The organism is Segatella copri (assembly GCF_009495355.1).
In the GTDB taxonomy this organism is placed as follows: domain Bacteria; phylum Bacteroidota; class Bacteroidia; order Bacteroidales; family Bacteroidaceae; genus Prevotella.
Map to the genome: position 1 here is coordinate 1 of NZ_VZAD01000059.1, position 20,917 is coordinate 20,917.

20 protein-coding genes and 1 tRNA gene are annotated in these 20,917 nt (G+C 44.8%); 14 read left to right on the plus strand and 7 right to left on the minus strand.

What is annotated here, in order from left to right; genetic code table 11:
* The first annotated feature begins 127 nt into the window (after positions 1 to 127).
* The 4 genes from F7D20_RS07040 (at position 128) to F7D20_RS07055 (ending at position 4,057) form a co-directional block, all read left to right on the plus strand.
* Entirely contained in the window at positions 128 to 538 is a 411-nt protein-coding gene (locus F7D20_RS07040) for a hypothetical protein (RefSeq protein WP_158463419.1), read from the plus strand.
* Positions 539 to 647: 109 nt separating this feature from the next.
* The gene (locus F7D20_RS07045) at positions 648 to 1,148 is read left to right on the plus strand and encodes a hypothetical protein (protein WP_158463420.1); all 501 of its coding nucleotides are present in this window, start codon (positions 648 to 650) and stop codon (positions 1,146 to 1,148) included.
* A 7-nt stretch (positions 1,149 to 1,155) separates the two neighbouring features.
* A complete protein-coding gene (locus tag F7D20_RS07050; RefSeq protein WP_194253513.1) occupies positions 1,156 to 2,277 on the plus strand; it encodes a hypothetical protein in 1,122 nt (373 codons plus the stop codon).
* Between the two features lie 1,162 nt (positions 2,278 to 3,439).
* Positions 3,440 to 4,057: a sigma-70 family RNA polymerase sigma factor gene (locus F7D20_RS07055; protein WP_022253200.1), complete on the plus strand. Its 618-nt coding sequence runs from the start codon at positions 3,440 to 3,442 to the stop codon at positions 4,055 to 4,057.
* A gap of 137 nt (positions 4,058 to 4,194) precedes the next feature.
* Here the strand turns inward: F7D20_RS07055 and F7D20_RS07060 are convergent, their stop codons facing one another.
* A complete protein-coding gene (locus tag F7D20_RS07060) occupies positions 4,195 to 4,623 on the minus strand; it encodes a helix-turn-helix domain-containing protein (protein WP_158463422.1) in 429 nt (142 codons plus the stop codon).
* A 182-nt stretch (positions 4,624 to 4,805) separates the two neighbouring features.
* On the opposite strand from F7D20_RS07060, the gene F7D20_RS07065 reads away from it, so the two are divergent.
* The 5 genes from F7D20_RS07065 (at position 4,806) to F7D20_RS07085 (ending at position 10,663) form a co-directional block, all read left to right on the plus strand.
* Positions 4,806 to 6,680: an LTA synthase family protein gene (locus F7D20_RS07065; RefSeq protein ID WP_158463423.1), complete on the plus strand. Its 1,875-nt coding sequence runs from the start codon at positions 4,806 to 4,808 to the stop codon at positions 6,678 to 6,680.
* Between the two features lie 74 nt (positions 6,681 to 6,754).
* Positions 6,755 to 7,462, plus strand: coding sequence for a phosphatase PAP2 family protein (locus tag F7D20_RS07070; protein ID WP_158463424.1), 708 nt, complete (start codon positions 6,755 to 6,757; stop codon positions 7,460 to 7,462).
* Positions 7,463 to 7,569: 107 nt separating this feature from the next.
* Entirely contained in the window at positions 7,570 to 7,950 is a 381-nt protein-coding gene (locus F7D20_RS07075) for a hypothetical protein (protein ID WP_158463425.1), read from the plus strand.
* A gap of 313 nt (positions 7,951 to 8,263) precedes the next feature.
* On the plus strand, positions 8,264 to 9,979 hold the full coding sequence (locus F7D20_RS07080) for a glutamine--tRNA ligase/YqeY domain fusion protein (protein ID WP_158463426.1): 1,716 nt from the start codon (positions 8,264 to 8,266) through the stop codon (positions 9,977 to 9,979).
* A 42-nt stretch (positions 9,980 to 10,021) separates the two neighbouring features.
* On the plus strand, positions 10,022 to 10,663 hold the full coding sequence (locus tag F7D20_RS07085; RefSeq protein WP_158463427.1) for a DedA family protein: 642 nt from the start codon (positions 10,022 to 10,024) through the stop codon (positions 10,661 to 10,663).
* Positions 10,664 to 10,805: 142 nt separating this feature from the next.
* On the opposite strand, the gene F7D20_RS07090 is transcribed toward F7D20_RS07085, so the two are convergent.
* The 6 genes from F7D20_RS07090 to F7D20_RS07115 form a co-directional block, all read right to left on the minus strand.
* On the minus strand, positions 10,806 to 11,873 hold the full coding sequence (locus tag F7D20_RS07090; RefSeq protein ID WP_158463428.1) for a mannose-1-phosphate guanylyltransferase: 1,068 nt from the start codon (positions 11,871 to 11,873) through the stop codon (positions 10,806 to 10,808).
* 179 nt (positions 11,874 to 12,052) lie between these two features.
* Positions 12,053 to 13,540: a xylulokinase gene (locus tag F7D20_RS07095; protein ID WP_158463429.1), complete on the minus strand. Its 1,488-nt coding sequence runs from the start codon at positions 13,538 to 13,540 to the stop codon at positions 12,053 to 12,055.
* 132 nt (positions 13,541 to 13,672) lie between these two features.
* Positions 13,673 to 14,119, minus strand: coding sequence for a hypothetical protein (locus F7D20_RS07100; protein WP_158463430.1), 447 nt, complete (start codon positions 14,117 to 14,119; stop codon positions 13,673 to 13,675).
* 118 nt (positions 14,120 to 14,237) lie between these two features.
* The gene (locus tag F7D20_RS07105; RefSeq protein ID WP_158463431.1) at positions 14,238 to 15,743 is read right to left on the minus strand and encodes a glycoside hydrolase family 10 protein; all 1,506 of its coding nucleotides are present in this window, start codon (positions 15,741 to 15,743) and stop codon (positions 14,238 to 14,240) included.
* A 77-nt stretch (positions 15,744 to 15,820) separates the two neighbouring features.
* Positions 15,821 to 16,480: a trimeric intracellular cation channel family protein gene (locus tag F7D20_RS07110; RefSeq protein WP_158463432.1), complete on the minus strand. Its 660-nt coding sequence runs from the start codon at positions 16,478 to 16,480 to the stop codon at positions 15,821 to 15,823.
* A gap of 47 nt (positions 16,481 to 16,527) precedes the next feature.
* Complete coding sequence (locus F7D20_RS07115; RefSeq protein ID WP_158463433.1) at positions 16,528 to 17,799, minus strand: replication-associated recombination protein A; 1,272 nt, start codon at positions 17,797 to 17,799, stop codon at positions 16,528 to 16,530.
* Positions 17,800 to 18,009: 210 nt separating this feature from the next.
* Here F7D20_RS07115 and F7D20_RS07120 point away from each other — a divergent pair, with 210 nt between their 5' ends.
* From F7D20_RS07120 to F7D20_RS07140, 5 genes are all read left to right on the plus strand, one after another.
* Entirely contained in the window at positions 18,010 to 18,825 is an 816-nt protein-coding gene (locus F7D20_RS07120; protein ID WP_194253514.1) for a hypothetical protein, read from the plus strand.
* 60 nt (positions 18,826 to 18,885) lie between these two features.
* A complete protein-coding gene (locus tag F7D20_RS07125) occupies positions 18,886 to 19,107 on the plus strand; it encodes a hypothetical protein (protein WP_022253213.1) in 222 nt (73 codons plus the stop codon).
* A gap of 251 nt (positions 19,108 to 19,358) precedes the next feature.
* Positions 19,359 to 19,429, plus strand: a tRNA-Cys gene (locus tag F7D20_RS07130).
* Between the two features lie 130 nt (positions 19,430 to 19,559).
* Positions 19,560 to 20,183, plus strand: coding sequence for a 16S rRNA (guanine(527)-N(7))-methyltransferase RsmG (gene rsmG, locus F7D20_RS07135; RefSeq protein ID WP_158463435.1), 624 nt, complete (start codon positions 19,560 to 19,562; stop codon positions 20,181 to 20,183).
* A 70-nt stretch (positions 20,184 to 20,253) separates the two neighbouring features.
* Positions 20,254 to 20,898 (plus strand): MBL fold metallo-hydrolase, encoded by a 645-nt coding sequence (locus tag F7D20_RS07140; protein ID WP_158463436.1) that lies wholly within the window; start codon positions 20,254 to 20,256, stop codon positions 20,896 to 20,898.
* Positions 20,899 to 20,917 lie beyond the last annotated feature (19 nt).

Here is a 20,917-nt window from a genome sequence, read left to right on the forward strand (position 1 = left end):
TACAACTTTGGTATCTATGTGTTAAAAGGTAAAAAGTTTAATGCGTTTGCCCTGTTTGTCTGGTACTCTTACCGTTTATTTTTACTCCAATGGAGTTATAAAAGTAGACGGAGAGTATTATATTCCTATGGAAGACTCTAAAGAAGGAACACAAGGCTATCTTCTTCCTGTTGGGCATAAGCTGCAAAATGTTCGTGCAGTATCACTTTTGCATAACAACACAGAAATTAATTATTTGGTTGCTTTGGAAAATGGTAATACAAGAATATGGTTTGTACATCATTATAACATGTCTCCTTCAAGTAGTTCTAATGGATACTACAATAATACTCCTTACAATAATGGTAGCAATGGTTCTTCTTCTCGAACTTGTCCAAGTTGTAGAGGTTCAAGAAATTGTAATACTTGCGGAGGAGCTGGTAAATATTGGGAAGAAGTTGGGCAATATACAGGAAATTCATATAAGAAGAAAGTAGATTGTCCTGTTTGCTATGGCACAGGAAGATGTGGAACATGCCACGGAAAAGGCAGTCTTTAATTTAGTAGACTCCACTAATAAAATAAAGGGGTATAATCCCCATTTTTATTAACTATCGCACAATTTAAGTGCTTTATAGTTGCGCCCGACACATACAAGGGATTTTACAATGAAACATTCATCATTTTTCAAGGCATCCTTAGTGATGTTAGTTAGTGTCATTAGTTTGCTGATGCCACAAAAGATTTCAGCACAGAGTACTGTTTACTTCTTTATGAGAAAAATCTGGAACACGGAACTGGATGTATATCAAAATAGTAAACCGATTTTTAATATGGTTGGACCTGTAACAAAATCTAAGCAGATCAAGTCGGCAATGGTTCTACCGATAGAAACACAAGCACCATGTAAGCGCAAGGCAGTATTTTCAGCAACAGGAAAAACAATTTTTAGTATTGATGCGACTTACACCAATCCTGTAAACGCAAAAACTGCGAAATATGCAGCGGAAATCCAACTCAACTTAACAGATGGTGCTACTTATTATGTTTTTATTACTCGAAAAGGCTTTAATGATTTTAAGATGGAACTTCTTTCAGATAAAGAAGCCGAGAAAATGCTAAAAGACAAAAAGTTTGTGGCATTGGATGACTATGATGAAGTAAATTAAAATGAGTATGAAAAATATACTAACAATCATCCTATGTATATTTCCATCTCTACTTTGGGGACAAAATATTGATGTAAGCAAATATTTTTCCCATACATTCGACAATTCTTTTGTCAAAAGTAAATATGGAAAGTTCAAGGGGCAATTTCTGAAGGGGAAATGCAATGGTATGGGTGTTCTTCAAATGAAGGACAATTCTTTATATGTTGGTGATTTCATGAATGGTGAGATTACAGGATATGGAATAAAGATTGCCACAAATGGCAAACAGGTGCTTAGTAATTGTCCTGGAGCTATGATTTATATTGGCAATTGGAACAAAGGGCAAAAAAGTGGCATAGGCACTTGTTATGACAATGAGGGAAAAGTTGTTTATCATGGCAACTTTCTTGCGGACAAGCCTACGGCAACCTATCCAGCACAAGCCTCGCAAGCAGATAAACTGTTTTCTATAATAGAGTTGTCTGATGGTGGAGCATTCATTGGTGAAACCAAGCAAGGAATTCCAAATGGATTAGGCCTTGTTTTGATGAAAAATGGAGACTTGTGCCAAAGTGATTATAAAAATGGAGAAAGATGCGGTATTGGTTTGTACCTTACGAGTGATGGGAATTGGGAGACTCTTAGCTTTGAAAATGGTAAATCATATACCATAACATCTTCTGAGAATTATAACCAAATAGACAACCAACGAAAACAAATGGTTAGAGAAGCTTGGGCAAAAGCTGGAAAAGAATTGGCAGGACTTTCTACACAGTTGGTTGAAAATGTAAGCAACATTTATTCTATTGCAAACGGAAAAAGTGTCAGCAATTCTTCCGCAAACATATCTTCCATCACAACATCCGACGTGCCTGTTTCAAACGACAACAATTCGGCAAAGGCCCAGAATACAAAAAATAATACTCAAATGTCTATGTCTGACCAAGTGAATTACAATTCATTGCGCAACACGTATAACAAATGGGCTTCTGACCTTATGCAAATGAAGAATGCGAATGGCCAATATCAGAATGGCTTTAAGGCATCCGACAAGAAGCATGCACAAAATGAGATGAAACGAATTCGGAAAAGTGCCATGCAAAAATGGAATAAGGAAATACCATATAATTCTATAGAGGATTGGTAATTCTATTTAATGTCTACAATTGCCACACACTTTTGCAATCACTGGGAACAAAAAATACACTCTAATAGTGGAGCGAGGAAAAACATAACCTCGCTCACTCCTTGAAGCACAGAAACAGAAATATTATCCACAAGTCAAAGATGACAACAAGTTTCTAATAAAACTAACGACGCACATGAGTGTATAATTATCTCTGTCGGGATAACGTTGATGCAAAAACCGTAAAGCACTAAGACTCCTGTTATCGACGTATTGCTTTTTTTGAAATAGATTTAGCAAAAAACCCTTCACCCTTCATCTATTCCTTGGAATCCCCTGTGTTTATAGGGGTTTCAGAGGGAGAAGGGTACATTTTCACCCTTCATCACCCTTCATGGTCTGTCATTTCCTGTCACTTAAATTGTTTTCAGTTCGTTATGAACTCACTTCCCTAACTTTCCTATTTGTTAAACTTCTATTATGAATTTGTTTTGCCAATTGTAGATAAATCTATGTTCTAAACTTTGGAACATAAGTTCTAAACTATCGAACACAAGTTCTAAACTATCGAACATAAGTTCTAAACTTTGGAACATAGATTATATAAGCTACAGAGAACATTTTCTGTGGCTTAACGATATAGTTAACCACTCTTTGTATAATTTTTAATACGAGTTGACTCGCTTGTTACTTAGTTATAAATTACGTAGACTTACTTCATTTTAGTCATATTCATAGTTGACCACTTATGCTGAAGTTACATCAGTCAGCCAAAATCTGAAAAAGGTAAAAAGATGAAGGGTGATGAAGGGTGATGAAGGGTGAAATTGTACCCTTCTCCCTCTGAAACCCCTATAAACACAGGGGATTCCAAGGAATAGATGAAGGGTGAAGAGTTTTTGCGTGATTCTTTTTTCAAAAATACTGATTCCGGCAAAATGCCTACTTATGGCACAATTGTGCCCTGCAAGGGGCACATTTGCGCTCTTTAAGGAGCAAATTACACAGAAAGGAAAGTAATATGAGCAACTCTTTAGGCAGTATTTCTTATTCCGAACGAAGGAAAAGCGGAAATCATAAAAGATGTTTACACCATCATTTCTTCCAACATTATTCTGCAAAAAAAATTGCCTAAATCATTTTTTATCCGTATCTTTGCCCAACAAACTAAAGAAACAAAAAGATGGAAGCAAAGAATATCAACCAACTGGTCACAGAAAACCTGAGCTACGTAAAATCGTTGGCGAATAGGTTCAAGGGAAAAGGTGTAGACTTCGACGACCTGGTGAGCGAGGGATACATGGCTATGACACAAGCTGCACAAAAATATGATACTGAGCGCGGAACACAATTTATAGCCTATGCCGCACCCTTCATTCGCAAGGCCATGGAACAGGCCATCAAACAGCAGTCTGCTTCTTACGGAATGCCAAAAGACGGGCACCAACAACTCAACAAGAAACTGAGTCGGCCCCTCTCTATAGACGCGCCCCTTGGCACCAACAACAAGTACACCCTGCTCGACATACTGATCAACAAGGATGCACTTTCAGAGGAAGAGAACACTTACTTCCGCCTCATTTCAGAAGACCTCAAGGCAGCCATCGAAATACTCGATGAGCGCGAGCGCGAAGTAATACGCAAGTTCTACGGCATAGGTTGCCCTCACATCCCCATGGCAGACATCGCCGAGGACATGGAACTGAAACGCGAAAGAGTAAGACAGATAAGAGACAAGGCTGTGCGGAAAATGGCCCGACAGGCAAAGACCAAAGCCCTGAAGACTCTCCTTAGAAAATAAAATCCAAGTAACCCTCACTCATACTGCAAGGGAAAAAGGCACACTACAATAACACATTCCGCTTCCGAAAAGGGAAAGTGGAAGAAACTTCCGAACCCAGCGAAAGTTCAATCACCAATGATAATACAGGAGGAAGGCTAAGCGCCTGCCTCCTTTTTCTTTTGTGCCTGTTGCTTTCTGTACTCACAAGGGGTCATTCCCATGCGATGATAGAAGTTGGCATAAAAACTCTGACGGGTATTGAAGCCTGCCATTTCGCTGATGTCCTCGATAGTCATCTTGGTATAGCGACGGTCTGAAAGCAGCGACATAGCTTCATTGATTCGGAAATCGTTGACGAATTCCGAATAGTTCTTGTGCAGTCGTGTGGCACAAACTGCAGATATATAACGAGCATTGGTATTTAGATCGGCAGCCAACTTACGGGTATTGTAAGTTTTGTCTTTGTATTTACCTTCTGCTACGATAATTCGCAAAATTCCCTCGTACAGACTGTCCTTGAGCTTATCACTAAGAAGAGTTTGATAACGGGCTACTTTTTTAGGTGTTAAGTTATATTTAGCCATGGCATTAAGTTAGTTGTTTTTTTAAATTACCAGTGACAAAGATACGGCAAAACAAGATACAAACCAAATTTTTTGTGTTTTTTTTTATTAATTATATACAAATAAATTGCCTATGTGGAATAAAAGCCGTAATTTTGCCATAAAAATTAAAATAACAGGTCAGAATGAACAAACTCGGAGGAATGAAACAAATAATATGGTTCGTGAGAACATACATCGTGCTCATGATCATCTTCATACTGCAGAAACCATTATTCATGCTTGTTACCCATGGCGCATCACAAATGTCGTGGGGAGAAGTATTTGCAGAAATGATGCCCGTCATGTTTCATGGTCTTCGCATTGACCTGTCTATGGCCGGTTATCTCATGCTCCTGCCCGGCTTGCTCCTGCTTGCCAACGTATGGATAAGACAGGAGTTCATACGCCCGATATTCAACACATATATGGGCATCATAGCAGTTGCCACAGCCTTCTGCTTCGTTCTCAATGCCGTACTCTACCCCTATTGGTGCTTCCCCTTGGACAGCATGCCTTTCTTCTATTTCTTCACATCGCCTGCTGACGCCTTTGCAAGTGCATCTTTTGGAGAGATTGCCTTGGGCATCCTTGCTCTCGCAGCCATATCGGCACTGATCTGGTGGATGTTGCGCATGCCCAAACCACGACGCGACCGTTATGGAAGACGTGATTACAGAAACGAAGGACTCGACTGCCATCGCGTGCGTACATCTATTATTGTCTTCGTCATGACTGCCCTGCTCATCATCCCTATCCGTGGAGGATTCACTGTGGCTACGACAAATACAGGAACTGCTTATTTCAGCCAGCTATCTTACCTCAACCACTCGGCGGTAAACCCGATGTTCAGTCTTCTCGAGTCGATGACAAGACAGCAGAACTTCGAAGACCAGTATCGCTATATGGACGCTGCCGAAGCCAACAAGATATTCCGTACGATGGTGAGCCAAAGCGACGAGAACACCTACCCCATTCTCAGCGATGAGGCACGCAAGCATGCTCCAGACATCCTGCTTGTAGTGATGGAAAGTTTCGCAAGCGACCTGCTTCCATCCATAGGTACACAGAAAGACGTGGCTGTATGTCTCGACTCCATAGCCCAGCAGGGCATCCTCTTCAACCGCTTCTATGCCAACAGCTTCAGAACCGACCGCGGACTCGTGGCCATTCTGAGCGGTTATCCGGCACAGCCCACCATGAGCATCATGAAGGATCCCAACAAGTCGAGCCACCTGCCATCTATCTCCAAGTCGTTGGTGAAATACAAGAACTACCAGACTGCCTACTATTATGGTGGCGACATCAACTTTACCAACCAGCGCTCCTATCTTATCTCACAGGGTTTCCAGCACATCACCTCAGACCAGGACTTCCCTATCGAGCAGCGACTGAGCAAATGGGGAGTGCACGACCATATCGTGGCCGACAGGCTGATGTACGACATCGAACACGAGAAACCAACAGGCCGTCCTGTATTCAGAGTCTTCCAGACATCGAGCAGTCATGAGCCTTTCGAAGTGCCCTACAGCCGACTGAAAGACAAGCGACTGAATGCTTTTGCCTATACCGACAGTGTGATGGGTGCCATCGTGCGCAGATACCGCAAGCTGCCCAAATGGAAAAACACGCTCATCATCTTCGTGCCCGACCACGTAGGCGGATACAAGGAGCATCTCGACAATGGCGACAGAAGCCGTTACCAGATACCTCTCATCCTGACAGGCGGAGCCATAGCCCATCCTATGAAGATAAAACTCATCGGCTCACAGCAGGACATTGCCGCCACACTGTTAGGACAGTTGGGAGTGGAACACAAAGACTTCCTCTTCAGCAAGAACATGCTGAGCGATGCCACGCCTAAGTTTGCCTTCTTCACGGTCAACGATGCCTTTGGCGTGGTAAGCGAAGAAAACTCGCTGATATTCGACAACAAGAGCAAGAAAGTACTCTATGACAAGGGAACCAAGCCCGGCTACAACATCAAGCGCGGACAGGCATATCTGCAGAAACTGTACGACGACATCAGTACAAAATAGTCATCATGCTCTCCCCATCACCCCGCAAAAAAGTTCTCAAGTAACAACAAAAAAAAAGAAATTAAAAGACACGAATGACAGACATGCTCAACACACTGGAACAGGCTGACGCCCAACTATTGTTGTTCCTCAACGGATTCCACAACAGCTATTGGGACTATTTCATGATGATGTACAGCAGCCGATTTGTATGGATACCCTTTTATGCAAGTTTCCTCTATGTGATGTTCCGCAACTATGACTGGCGATCGACAACAAAATGCCTCGTAGCCATCATTGCCATCGTGGTGCTCTGCGACCAGACCACCTCAGGCCTTATCAAGCCAATGGTAGAACGTCTGAGACCCAGCAATACAGACAACCCCATCTCGCCCATGGTGCATATCGTGAACAATTATCGGGGCGGCAGATATGGATTCCCCTCCTCTCATGCCGCCAACGCATGGGGAATGGTTTTCTTCGCCATGTATTTGGCCCGCAACAGGAAGTTGAATCTTTTCCTCCTGGCTTGGGCCATAGTGATGGCATACTCACGCGCCTATATGGGAGTACACTACCCAGGCGACATATTGGTGGGCATCTTTTTCGGAGCCTTGTACGCCACCCTGTGCTACTATCTGCTGGCCTATATCGACCCACAGGGTATTGAGCAATGGAAAACCACCGGCAGACAATTGCATCAATCGTGGCTTCCAATCACTATGGGCTCACTCTCTGTCTTGGTAATGCTGACAGTTGCTGCCTTCATGGCAGCCACACAGATAGATATCTTCTTCAATTAAAAAAAGAGAAAAACGGCAACGCCAAAGACTACTCCCCAGCAAAAGGAAATGAATCAATAACAATACTAACAAATATATTAATCAAAATCAGAATCAATATGAAGAAAATGATGATTTTTGCAATCGCTGCTCTCGGTCTTACCATGGCAGCTTGCAACGGCAAGAAGGCTGAACAGCCACAGACTGCAACCACAGAGGTAGCAGTAGTTACCGATACCGCTTTCCAGAACAAGGCTGCCGGCGACTATCAGAGCTACGACGGAAGCAAGGTTATCACACTGAACAGCGACCTGACCGTTACAACCAAAAACACTCAGGACTACTACAAGTGGGAACTCATTGCCAAACCAGAAGGCGACCAGACCATTATCCTGCTCGACCGAAAGGGAGTGGACAAGGATATCCAGACACAGGTACAGATAGACGTAGCTGAAGGAATGATGGTTGTCAACAACGAGACCTTCCGCAAAAAGCAAGAAGCTAAGTAATACACATAAAAAACGCTCCTCACTTCACAGTGAAGAGCGTCTATTCAATAGGTATTAGTCCGTTTAAGGTAAAAAGATTGTATTCAGGATAACGTTTGCAAAGGTAGCAAAATTATTTTGAATAAAAAAATATTTTGACGTGTTTTATTGTTCTTTTTTGAAAAAATCTTATAAAAACAATAACACACAACCTTTTTTCCACACCTCTTCAACTATTTCAGCAAAATATAATGCTCATCTTTTTCATACTTACAATTTATTTTGTAACTTTGCACCACATTATTTATATATATAAAACATATCTCATTGAAATATGGCAATAAATGAAGAAAATCTGAACGAAGAGAAGAAAAGCATCTCTTTCGTTGAACAATTTGTAGAAGAAGATCTCAAGGAGGGCAAGAACAACGGTCGCATACAGACACGCTTTCCCCCAGAGCCTAACGGATATCTGCATATCGGACACGCCAAAGCTATCTGCATGGACTTTGGTGTGGCAGAGAAATATAACGGTATCTGCAACCTTCGTTTCGACGATACAAACCCCAGCAAGGAGAACAACGAATACGTAGAAAACATCCTGCAGGACATACAATGGCTCGGCTTCAAGTGGGGCAATATCTACTATGCTTCTGACTATTTTGAGAAGTTGTGGGATTTTGCCATCTGGATGATCAAGAACGGACATGCCTACATCGACGAGCAGACTGCGGAACAGATTGCAGAACAAAAGGGAACTCCTACTACTCCCGGTACAGCAAGCCCTTATCGTGACCGCCCTGTAGAGGAAAACCTTGCACTCTTCGAGAAGATGAACACTCCCGAGGCGGTAGAAGGAAGCATGGTGCTGCGTGCCAAACTCGATATGGCTAATCCCAACATGCACTTCCGCGACCCTATCATCTATCGTATTATCCAAACTCCACACCACCGTACAGGCACCAAGTGGCACTGCTATCCTATGTACGACTTTGCCCACGGACAGAGCGACTACTTTGAAGGTGTAACCCACTCTATCTGTACCTTGGAGTTTGTACCCCATCGTCCTTTGTACGATAAGTTTATCGACTTCCTCAAGGAGAAGGACAATACAGCAGACAATCTGTACGACAATCGTCCACGACAGATTGAGTTCAACCGCTTGAACCTTACCTATACAGTGATGAGCAAGCGCAAGTTGCACACACTCGTAGACGAACACCTCGTCAATGGATGGGACGATCCTCGTATGCCTACACTCTGCGGCATGCGCCGTCGTGGCTATTCACCAGAGAGCATCCGCATGTTTATCGACAGCATTGGCTATACCAAGTTCGACGCCCTCAACGACATGGCTCTTCTCGAGGCTTCTGTACGCGAGGACCTCAACAAGAAAGCATGCCGAGTAAGTGCTGTACTCGACCCTGTGAAACTCGTTATCACCAACTATCCTGAGGGAGAGAGCGAAGAAATGGAAGCTATCAACAATCCTGAGAACGAGGCTGACGGTACACACACCATTACCTTCAGCAAGAATCTGTGGATAGAGCGTGGCGACTTCATGGAAGATGCTCCAAAGAAGTTCTTCCGCATGACTCCCGGCAAGGAGGTTCGTCTGAAAAATGCCTATATTGTGAAGTGTACCGGATGCACCAAGGATGCAGAAGGAAACATCGTCGAGATTCAGGCAGAATACGATCCTATCAGCAAGAGCGGAATGGAAGGTGCCAACCGCAAGGTGAAGGGAACCCTGCACTGGGTTTCTGCCGACCATTGTGTGAAGGCTGAAGTCCGTGAATACGACCGCCTGTTCAACGTGGAAAACCCATCAGCTGACGAGCGCGACTTCCGCGAGTTGCTCAACCCTGAGAGCCTGCACACCTTCACCAACTGCTATGTTGAGGAATATGCTGCTGCCAAGAAGCCAGGCGAGTATCTGCAGTTCCAGCGCATCGGCTACTTCATGGCCGACCTCGACACAACAGCAGAGCATCCTGTATTCAACAAGACTGTAGGACTGAAAGATACTTGGGCTAAACTCAACAAGTAAGTTTTTTCCTACCATCTATCATTTCATGTTATATCAACGAAAATGAATACAGCTGCACTCTTTCTGTGGATTCTCAATAATTTGAACTACTGGGTGGTCATGCTTTTCATGGCCATCGAGAGTTCTTTCGTCCCTTTCCCTTCTGAGGTGGTAGTTCCACCTGCAGCATGGAAGGCTATGGATCCTGCCAGCGGAATGAATTTTCTGCTTGTCATCGTGGTAGCCACAATAGGAGCTGACATAGGAGCCCTTATCAACTACTATCTCGCCAAATGGGTGGGACGCCCCATCATCTACCGCTTTGCAGACAGTCGTATAGGACACATGTGTCTCATCGACCGCGAAAAGGTAGAAACAGCCGAGGAATATTTCCGCAAGCACGGCGCCGCCTCTACCATATTTGGCCGACTGGTTCCTGCCGTACGTCAGCTCATCAGTATTCCTGCTGGTCTGTCGGGCATGCATCTGGGCAAGTTCCTGTCGTACACCACTATTGGTGCCGGCATCTGGAACACAGTACTGGCCATCATAGGCTGGAGCATATACCAGTACACCGACTACAAGACCACACATGACGTATACCAGCAGGCATTGAAGTACAGCCACGAAATAGGCTACGTGCTCTTGGCCTTGGCTGTCGTTGTTGTCGCCTTCATAGCTTACAAGGGACTGAAAAAGAAATAAAGAAGCTAAACTTTTTCCTAAGAGAAAGCAAAATGGGAAGAAAAGCCGTTAAAACAAAGGCTACAACTAATCATAAAAAAGAAATCTCCGCAAGTGTGACTTGCGGAGGTTTTTTTATATTGAACTTATGAAAACTCAGAGACTAATTCATTCCCGAGAACTGTTTGATGCGCTGTTCTTCCGACATCTTGCAGATAAGAAGCGTTCCGTCTTCCTCGGCCACAATATAGCCTTCGAGCCCCTGAATGACAACCTTCTTCTCGTTTAAAGTATGAACAATGTTATTTTTTGACTCTATCATCTGGATATTTTTGCCTATAGTGGCATTACCATACAGGTCGCGACGTGACTGTACCAGCAAACTGCCCCATGTACCCAAGTCGCTCCATCCGAAACTGGCAGGGAAGACAAATATCTCCTCTGCCTTTTCCATAATGGCATAGTCGATAGAGATATTCTCGCACTCAGGATATCTCAGGTCTATCTGCTCCTGCTCTTGTGGTGTGCCATAAATAGGACGCAGGCTCTCGAATATCTTAGCTATGGCTGGCTGATATACACGGAAAGCATTCACTATGGTGGCTGCGCTCATGATGAAGATTCCTGCATTCCAGAAGAAGTTCTTGTCGCTAAGATACTTCTTGGCGGTTTCCAGGTCTGGTTTCTCATGAAACTGATCTACACGATATACCTCCTTGTTACGGGCAGAAGGTGTACGAAGATCACCCTGTATATAACCATATCCCGTCTCAGGACGAGTTGGCTTCATGCCAAGGGTTACAATACTGTCGGTCTCGCCAGTAAACTTGAGTGCAGAAATAATAACTCGTCTGAACTCATTACTGTTGGTAACAATATGATCGGAAGGTGAAACGACAATATTGGCATTGGGGTCCTTCTCCTTGATTCGCCAACTGATGTAGGCAACACATGGAGCCGTATTGCGGCGACACGGTTCCTGCACGATGTTGCCCGCAGGAATCTCGGGCAATTGCTCCTGTACAAGGGCTGCATACTTCTTGTTTGTAACCACCCACACATTCTCTGGGTCGCAAATACCTTCGAATCTGTCGAATGTCAGTTGTAACAAAGTACGACCTGTACCAAGTACATCTATAAACTGCTTGGGTTTCTCCTCGGTGCTCATAGGCCAGAATCTACTGCCTACTCCACCTGCCATGATTACCAAATGATTATTTTTGTGAGTCATAATCCTTATATATAAATGTTATAGATTGCAAAGATACTAAAAATAAACTATTAAACAAAAAAAGGATGAGATAATTTCTCATCCTTCTTATTTTTATTGATTTATTTCAATAAGTCAGGGCTCCTCTAACCAATACAGAGTTGATTTTGCACACCTGCTCATGAACTGTACATTAGCGTTTACAGCTTGTTCAGTTCCTGTTTCCAGGTCTCATAAGCCTCCTTGTAAGCATCGCGATGGGCTACATCAGGCTCTACAACAGCCAACTTCTTGAGCGAAGCGAAAGCCTCATTATGATCCTTATAGATTCCTGCACCAATACCAGCACCCTTAGCAGCACCAGCACTACCGTCAGTCTCATACAGTTCAATGGTGACTCCACTCACGCTGGCAAGCGTATCGCGGAACAAAGGACTCAGGAACATATTAGCCTTTCCGGCATGAATCTTGTTGAGTTCCATACCCATCTGCTGCATAATTTCCATTCCGTAGCAGAAACTGAAGACAATGCCTTCCTGTGCCGCACGCACAATATGTGCTCGATTGTGCTTATTGAAGTTCAAGCCACGGATAGAGCAGCCCACTTCCTTGTTCTCAAGCACACGCTCTGCTCCATTGCCGAATGGTATGATACGCACTCCTTCACTTCCGATAGGCACATCTGCAGCCAAATCGTTCATATCGGCATAGCTGACATCAGGTGTGATATTTCGATGTACCCATGCATTGAGAATACCCGTACCATTGATGCAAAGAAGCACACCCAAACGGTCGAGTTCCTTGGTATAGTTGGCATGCGCAAAGGTATTGACACGGCTGTGAGGATCATAGTTCACATCTCCGAGCACACCATATACTACGCCTGAAGTACCGGCAGTACTTGCTATCTCGCCAGGATTGAACACATTCAGGCTGACTGCATTGTTTGGCTGGTCGCCTGCACGATATGAAATAGGTGTGCCTTCCTTGAGTCCCAACTCTTGAGCTGCCTCCTTGGAAACTACGCTCTGTACTGAGAAAGTAGGAACTATGTCGGCCAGCACACTCTCGTCAAATCCGTAGTAATCAAGCAGGAACTTGGCAGGTTTCTTCTCCTTGAAATCCCACATCATACCTTCAGAAAGTCCGCTGATGGTTGTCTTTACCTCGCCCGACAATTTCATGGCCAGATAGTCACCGGGCAACATGATTTTGTCTATCTTGTCAAACAACTTTGGCTCATTCTCCTTAACCCAAGCCAATTTGGAAGCAGTAAAGTTGCCTGGTGAATTGAGCAAGCTCTGCAGACAACGCTCTTCGCCAAGATCACGGAAAGCCTTATCACCATAAGGCACAGCACGCGAATCACACCAGATGATACTTGGACGCAACACGTTCTGCTGCTTGTCCACGCACACCAAACCGTGCATCTGATATGAAATACCTATAGCGAGGATGTCTTCTCCCTTGGCACCAGTCTCTGCCATAATTCTCTGAAGCGACAGCTTGGCATTTTCCCACCACATCTGTGGGTCTTGCTCTGCCCACCCTGCCTTTACAGCCATGATAGGTGCCTCATGGTCAGGATAAAAAGCTGATGCGGCAATTTCGCCACTGTCAACATCTGTAAGAGATGCTTTCACAGAACTGGAGCCTACGTCAAAGCCCAATAAATATCTTCTTGCCATAATTCTTAGAATAAATTAGATTATTGAAAATTAAGTTTTTGTGCTATTGCTCGTTCTTTACTCGGAGTCTTCATACTTCAACCTGAGTTCTTAACACAAAGTTCTTATCTCCGAGTTCTTCACTCGAAGACTTTACGAGTCTTCTTTCAGCAAGTCATCAAAGAAGCTGTCAAGGTCGCTGTCGAGTCCTTCCATCAAGTCGCCCCCTACGATCACTGTATCATCGTCGGCAAGATAGAGCTCACCGAGGTTTTCCTTATCATCGTCCTCAAGAACAAAACTATAGGGCTTCAGAATACCCAACGAGTCTATCAGGTCGGCATTCCTTCTCATCAGTTCGCGCAGAATCTTGGCAACTTCATCATAGAAATTCTCATCTTTATTGTCTATCCATTGCTCCACCACACAACGTGTTATTTCCTTGTCGTCATCATCGAAAGCCAGCAGTTCTCCGCTGTCTTGAGATACACGCACATGAATGTCTGTCAACACGGAAGTTTCCTCTGATTCAGGAAACTTCTGAGCCACTTTTCTTAAAAAGCGCTCCACCTGTAAGATTGTTTGTTCCGTTATGTCCATAGATTAATGCTTTTGATTATGCAAAGATACAAAAAATAAAGTGATGAGCAAGAAAAAAGAATGAAAAGTTTCGTTTACGAACATCTTTTCTCGTCATTTTCATTGCTCATCACATCTTTTAAAATGAAACGGCTTTCTTCTTGCCCTTACTCTCATTGCCCACACGGTCGAGAGCTGTCACCAAATAGGTGAAGCGTTTGTCCTTCACGTATGGCAACTTGAAGGATTCGTCATAAGTCACTTTGAGAATACTTGAAGCATTCGAGAGGTCTACCTTCTCGCCCTTTTCAAATCGATAGATCACATAGCGATTTGCCACGTCGCCCCACTTCTTTCCTTTTGGAGCCTTCCATGTAAGTTGCGGTCCGTTTTCGGTCCATACGAGTTTAAGACCTTTCACTTTCTTTGGTGCTTTGTCATCCAGAAATGGCATCAAAGGAGGAAGGGCTGGCGTGCGCCAATAATAGTCGCGAAGCGTATGACCGATGTTGCCCACATTGTCGGCAGCAGTCTTGGCATACCACAGCACGGTTCCCTTCACATTGGGCATCTGCTGGTGAAGACGATGTTTGGCTGGCAACTGATGACTCTTTGGATTATCCGGGTCGGCATACTTAGCAGTACGCTCTATGTCTTCACCTATATATAATGGGCGTGCCGATGCATGCTTGTTCCACCAAGTGATAAGCGTCTTGTAGTCGGCAGCACGATTGCCTATCTCCCAGTAGAGTTGCGGCACATTATAGTCGACCCAACCATTGTTGACCCACAACAGCACATCGGCATACAGGTCGTCATAGTTTTGCAGACCATTGGTCAGGCTTCCGTTAGGGTCGTTGCGCTTGTTGCGATATATACCGAAAGGTGAAACACCGAACTTCACCCAGGGCTTTACAGCATGGATGGTCTCTCCCAATTGCTTCACAAAACGGCTTACATTGTCGCGTCGCCAATCCTGAATATTGGAAAAGCCATGATTCATGCGCTGATAGAGCTGCTGGTCTGGAATCTGCTTGCCTGCTACAGGATAAGGATAGAAATAATCGTCGATGTGAAATCCGTCGATATCGTATCGGCTCACGATATCGGCTGCCACACGACAAGTATAGTCGGCCGCCTCCTGCAGACCGGGGTTGAGCAGCACCAGATTATCATACGAGAAACAGAGCTCTGGATGTTGCACCACCACACTACTGGAAGCCAGCTGTCCCATAGGAGTTCCTCCGTGCTTGGCGCGATAAGGATTGATCCAGGCATGCAGTTCCATGCCTCTACGATGACACTGCTCCACCATCCATTGCAAAGGGTCCCAATAAGGAGACGGAGCTTTTCCTTGCTTTCCTGTCAAATATCGGCTCCAAGGTTCCAACTTGCTTTCATAGAGAGCATCGCACTCTGCCCTCACCTGAAAAATAACGGCATTGACGCCATCCTTCTGAAGTTCGTCAAGCTGACTGCTAAGCATGTTCTGTATCTGTTCTGTCGTCTTTCCCAGATACTGTCCGTTCACACATTGTATCCACACGCCACGAAACTCTCGCTTGTTCTGAGCCTTTGTTACACCTGCCTGCAGCAAGAAAGCAACCATAACTGCTACTGTAAAGATTGTCTGTAGTTTTTTCATTGATTGATATAATTCGCTTTTTCGTTTTATCTATAATTATTTATTGAACTTAAGCTGGATTCAGAAGTTGATTATTTTTATTCCTGTCTCGGTTCTCCTGGTTCCTCATCATGCAACTTGGGCAAGGATATGTGATACCTTACTGCGATAAGACGGATGGCACACACCACCAAAAAGGCCACTGCCGTTGTGACGTACAGACTGACCCCCATCGAATCCAATGCCCAATAGGTCAGGCCACCCAGGATACACGCCATGGCATAAATCTCCTTTCGGAAGATGACAGGTTCCTCATTAAGCAGCACATCGCGAATAACTCCACCAGCCGCACCTGTGATACAACCCATAATAATGGCAACCCAGAAGGGGAAACCACAGTCTATCGTCTTTTGTATGCCGGCAATGTTGAATAATGCCAGTCCCAATGTATCGAAAAGAAACCACGTGTTGTCGAGTCTTTTCAGATAATGGTGAAACACGATGACGACACCCTGCGCCATAAGCGTACATATCAGATAGATGGGACTCAGCATCCAAAAAGGACGCACTCCGAGCATCACGTCACGGATAGTTCCTCCACCTATGGCCACAGCCACACCACACACGAAACCTCCCAACCAGTCGTAATGCTTGGAGGCAGCAAGACGAATGCCCGACAAAGCAAAGGCAAATGTTCCAACGAACTCGACAACCCGCTGAAGAGTCATCATGAATTCTGGGTCTTGTTGTATATTCATTATTTTGGTTTTCTATATAGTTAAAAGGTATTTTGATTTCTCACTCATCACTTAAATCTTTCTCCCCAGCAAGTAGTCATCCACTGGTATAGCCGTTCTTCTGAAGGCGAATGCTGTGCAAACCAGAAACGGCTGTTCTGAATATCATCTGGCAGATACTGTTGCTCGACAAAATGGCCAGGATAGTCATGAGGATAACGATAACCATCATGATAACCCAGTTCGCTCATCAACTTGGTCGGGGCATTGCGAATATGAAGAGGCACTGGCAGATTGCCTGTCTGGCGCACCTTTGCCAAGGCTGCATCTATAGCCAGATAGGCGCTGTTGCTCTTCGGACTGGTGGCAAGATAGACCACAGCCTCTGCCAAGGCGATACGTCCCTCGGGCCATCCTATCTTCATCACGGTATCGAAAGCCGCATTTGCCAACAACAAGGCATTGGGATTGGCCAATCCCACATCCTCACAGGCACTTATTACGACTCGGCGAGCGATAAATTGTGGATCTTCTCCGCCTTCTATCATGCGTGCCATCCAGTATAAGGCTGCATCAGGATCGCTGCCTCGTATACTTTTGATAAACGCCGAAATGATATCGTAGTGCATGTCACCCTGCTTGTCGTAGGCCAGAGGATTCTGCTGCAGCTGTTCCTCAACCATCTTGTCAGTAATAACCACCTCATCAGAACCAGCCGACTCTACCACCAACTCCAGGATGTTGAGCAACTTGCGGGCATCACCACCGCTGAAACGCATCAAGGCACCCATTTCCTGTAATTCTATATGTTTCTTCTTCAGTTCTATGTCCTGAGTCAAAGCCCGATGCAAGAGTTCCTCCAAGTCTTTCTTGTCCAACGACTTGAGCACGTAGAGCTGGCAGCGTGACAACAACGGGCGTATCACCTCGAAAGAAGGATTCTCCGTGGTGGCCCCAATAAGCGTCACAACTCCCTTCTCCACCGCACCTAACAGAGAGTCCTGCTGATTCTTGGAGAAACGATGAATCTCATCAATAAAAAGAATGGGTGAAGCCGAATTGAAGAACCTGCCGCTCTTGGCACGCTCTATGACTTCGCGTACATCCTTCACGCCACTGGTCACAGCGCTCAACGTATAGAAAGGCACTTGCAGGGTCTGAGCCACTATCTGGGCAAGCGTGGTCTTGCCTACACCAGGAGGTCCCCAGAGTATAAACGACGATATTCGGCCTGCATCAATCATCTTGCGCAGCACCGCTCCCTCACCCACCAAATGTTTCTGACCTACATAGTCAGCCAATGTGCGGGGCCTCATTCTTTCTGCTAATGGTTCACTCATTATGTCTAAGATTATCTGTCATTTTTCTCATACAGTATTCGCCTTTTCTCATGTATTGCTATACCAGGACAAATCCTGCTCTCATGCAAAGGTAAACAAAAAAAATGAAACCCCAACAAAAAGAGTACTTTTTTATGAAAAACACACAGAAAAATTTGGATATTAAAAATATAGTATTTACTTTTGCAACTGAAAAAACATGTAACAACGATGAAGAAAGAAAAAGCATTGACACTCAAGACTCTGACAAAGAGCAACGTATGGGACATTCAGGAGAACGACGTGTTCCGTCTTTGGGAAGCTGCCGAGAAAGACTCCGACCTGAAAGACTGTCAGAACAAATACGTCGCTATTATCCGTAGCGCCTTCGAGATAGAGGAAGTGAAGATAAACAAGCCTGAAGTCATCGAAAAATATAATCAGCGTGGCTTCAAAGTGGGTGTTTTCCAAATCAACGACAACAAGGTGAAGTATGCCATCAAGAAGCGCCCCATCCTGCGCGTCACCGACCTGACATACGAGAACATCCGTCACATCAGCGCTGCCAAACTCATGGAGGTGCTTGAACGTAACTTTGGTGGTGGATGGGACAGTCTGCCACAGAGCATCCAGGACATTATCCAGAGTGGCTTTGAAATCAGCACCACAACTCTGCCTAAAGACCGTCTGCACAAGGCTGGCGGACTTTATGAGAAGAAGGTAAACGACGGTTTCGAAGTTCTCGAGATTCCTAAGGGATCATGGACCGAGGCTATCTTTGCCAAGGAGAAACCTATGGTAGAGAAAGTACGCATGAGATTCGATGACGACGATGAGCTCGACCGCGAGGATGAGTTGGCTGACCGCGAGGAGGACGAGGATGAGGATGCACCAGAGATTGAAGACCACTACAACGATCCAGATGAGGACGATGACGCCTTCGATGACGACAAGTTGACAGAAGAAAGCTATCGCACCACCTTCGAAGATCCTGAGAACCTCGGTCTTGATGACGCAGAGGATGTTGCCGACGATGACGAATACTAAAACATCGAAAGCCACACGAGACTTGTAACATTACACATTATTATATATATACATACAGAAATGAACGCATTAATTGGATTAATCGTACTCTTCGCAGTAGCTATCATCGGATGGGCTATTGCCGAAATGAAGTACAAAACCTTCACCTTTACACGTTCCGAGAAGGATGTAGAGGAAGAAGAACTATTGGAGAACGAGCATCGCGCACAGGAATTCAAGGAAATGAACATCCGCGACATCATGCGCAACAACTCCACCAATGGCTACAACGCAGTAGGATAATCACATCGAAAAAATGACTATCCAATACTTGATTATAGGTATCACATTGGCGGCATGCATCACGTATGCCGCCATTTGTATCTATCGGGCTGTCAATTCCGCCCGAAAATGCAAGGATTTTCACTGCGCAGGCTGTGCTTTTTATGATAAATGTAAGAATAATCAGAAAAAAGCAAGAAAAAATTTGGTGGAATAAAATAAAAGCAGTACCTTTGCACTCGCTAATCAGAAATGATGTTGCAACGCTACAAGGTGTCTTAACCGAGCGGTTAGGTAACGGTCTGCAAAACCGTGTAGAGCGGTTCGACTCCGCTAGACACCTCAACAAAGGAAGCTTCTCTACAAGCTTCCTTTTTTGTTTATATAAACCCCGACTCGAATCTTTTTTCATCGAAACCACTTGTTTCTTATCTTTTTTTAGTAACTTTGCCACCACAATAACAGAAGACAACATGGATATCATCAACAAATACTTTCCGAACCTCACGGACAAACAGAAAGAGCAAATAGCGCAGCTTGACGCTCTGTACAGAGAGTGGAACGCCAAGATCAATGTCATCAGCAGAAAGGACATAGATAATCTCTACGAACACCACGTGTTGCACTCCATGGCTATCGCCAAAGCCATCAACTTCAAAGACAGAACCGAGATCCTCGATTTCGGATGCGGAGGAGGCTTCCCAGGTATTCCTCTTGCCATCCTCTTCCCTGAGTGCCGATTCAAACTCATCGACGGTACGGGCAAGAAGATTAGAGTATGCAACGAGGTGGCTGAGGCCATCGGACTGAAAAACCTCAAGGCTGAACACCTGAGAGGAGAAGAAGAAAAGGGGAAATATGACTTTGTGGTAAGCCGTGCAGTCATGCAACTGCCCGACTTGATGAAAATCATTAAGAAGAACTTCAAAAAGACACAGCAGAATGCCCTGCCCAACGGACTGCTCTGCCTGAAAGGAGGCAACCTGAACGAAGAGCTCAAGAGCTACAGTCGGGTGGCTGAAATTACACCACTGAGCACCTTCTTCGACGAAGAGTGGTTTGCACAAGACAAGCAGCTCGTCTACGTACCCTGCTAAAACTCACCGCAAGGAGACAAAGTAAAAAACATCCAAACAACAACCCTCAAAAAAATAGGAGAAAACTAAAATGTTACATATCGAACGATTCCAGTGCAACATGCTTTCTGAGAACTGCTACGTGGTGAGCGACGAAACCAAGGAGTGCGTCATCATTGACTGCGGAGCCTTCTATCCTGAAGAACGAAAAGCCATTACCGATTATATTACCGGGAATGGTCTCAACCCCATACACCTGCTGGTGACACATGGTCATCTTGACCACAACTTTGGCAACGACACCATCTATCAGGCTTTCGGACTCAAACCCGAGGTGGCACAGGCAGACGAACATCTGATGAAAAACCTGCAGCATCAAGCTGAGTCATTCTATCAGATGAAGATAGACACCGTGTTTCCACCAATCGGTCATTTCTTCGAGGACGGCGAGACCATACACTTCGGCAACCATGAGCTGAGCATCATCCCAACCCCTGGTCACTCTAAAGGTTCGGTCACCTTCTATTGCGAAGCAGAGGGTGTAGCCTTCACTGGTGACACACTCTTCCAGAATTCTATAGGAAGAACAGATTTCCAGGGCGGATCGATGTTCCAGATTATCAACAGCCTGCGTCTCCTGGCACAATTGCCCGACAAGACAAAAGTGCTGCCAGGACATGGCAACACCACCACCATAGGCGAGGAACTCGCCCATAACCCCTATATGGACAGATAAGAATCAGATAGGTTATCAA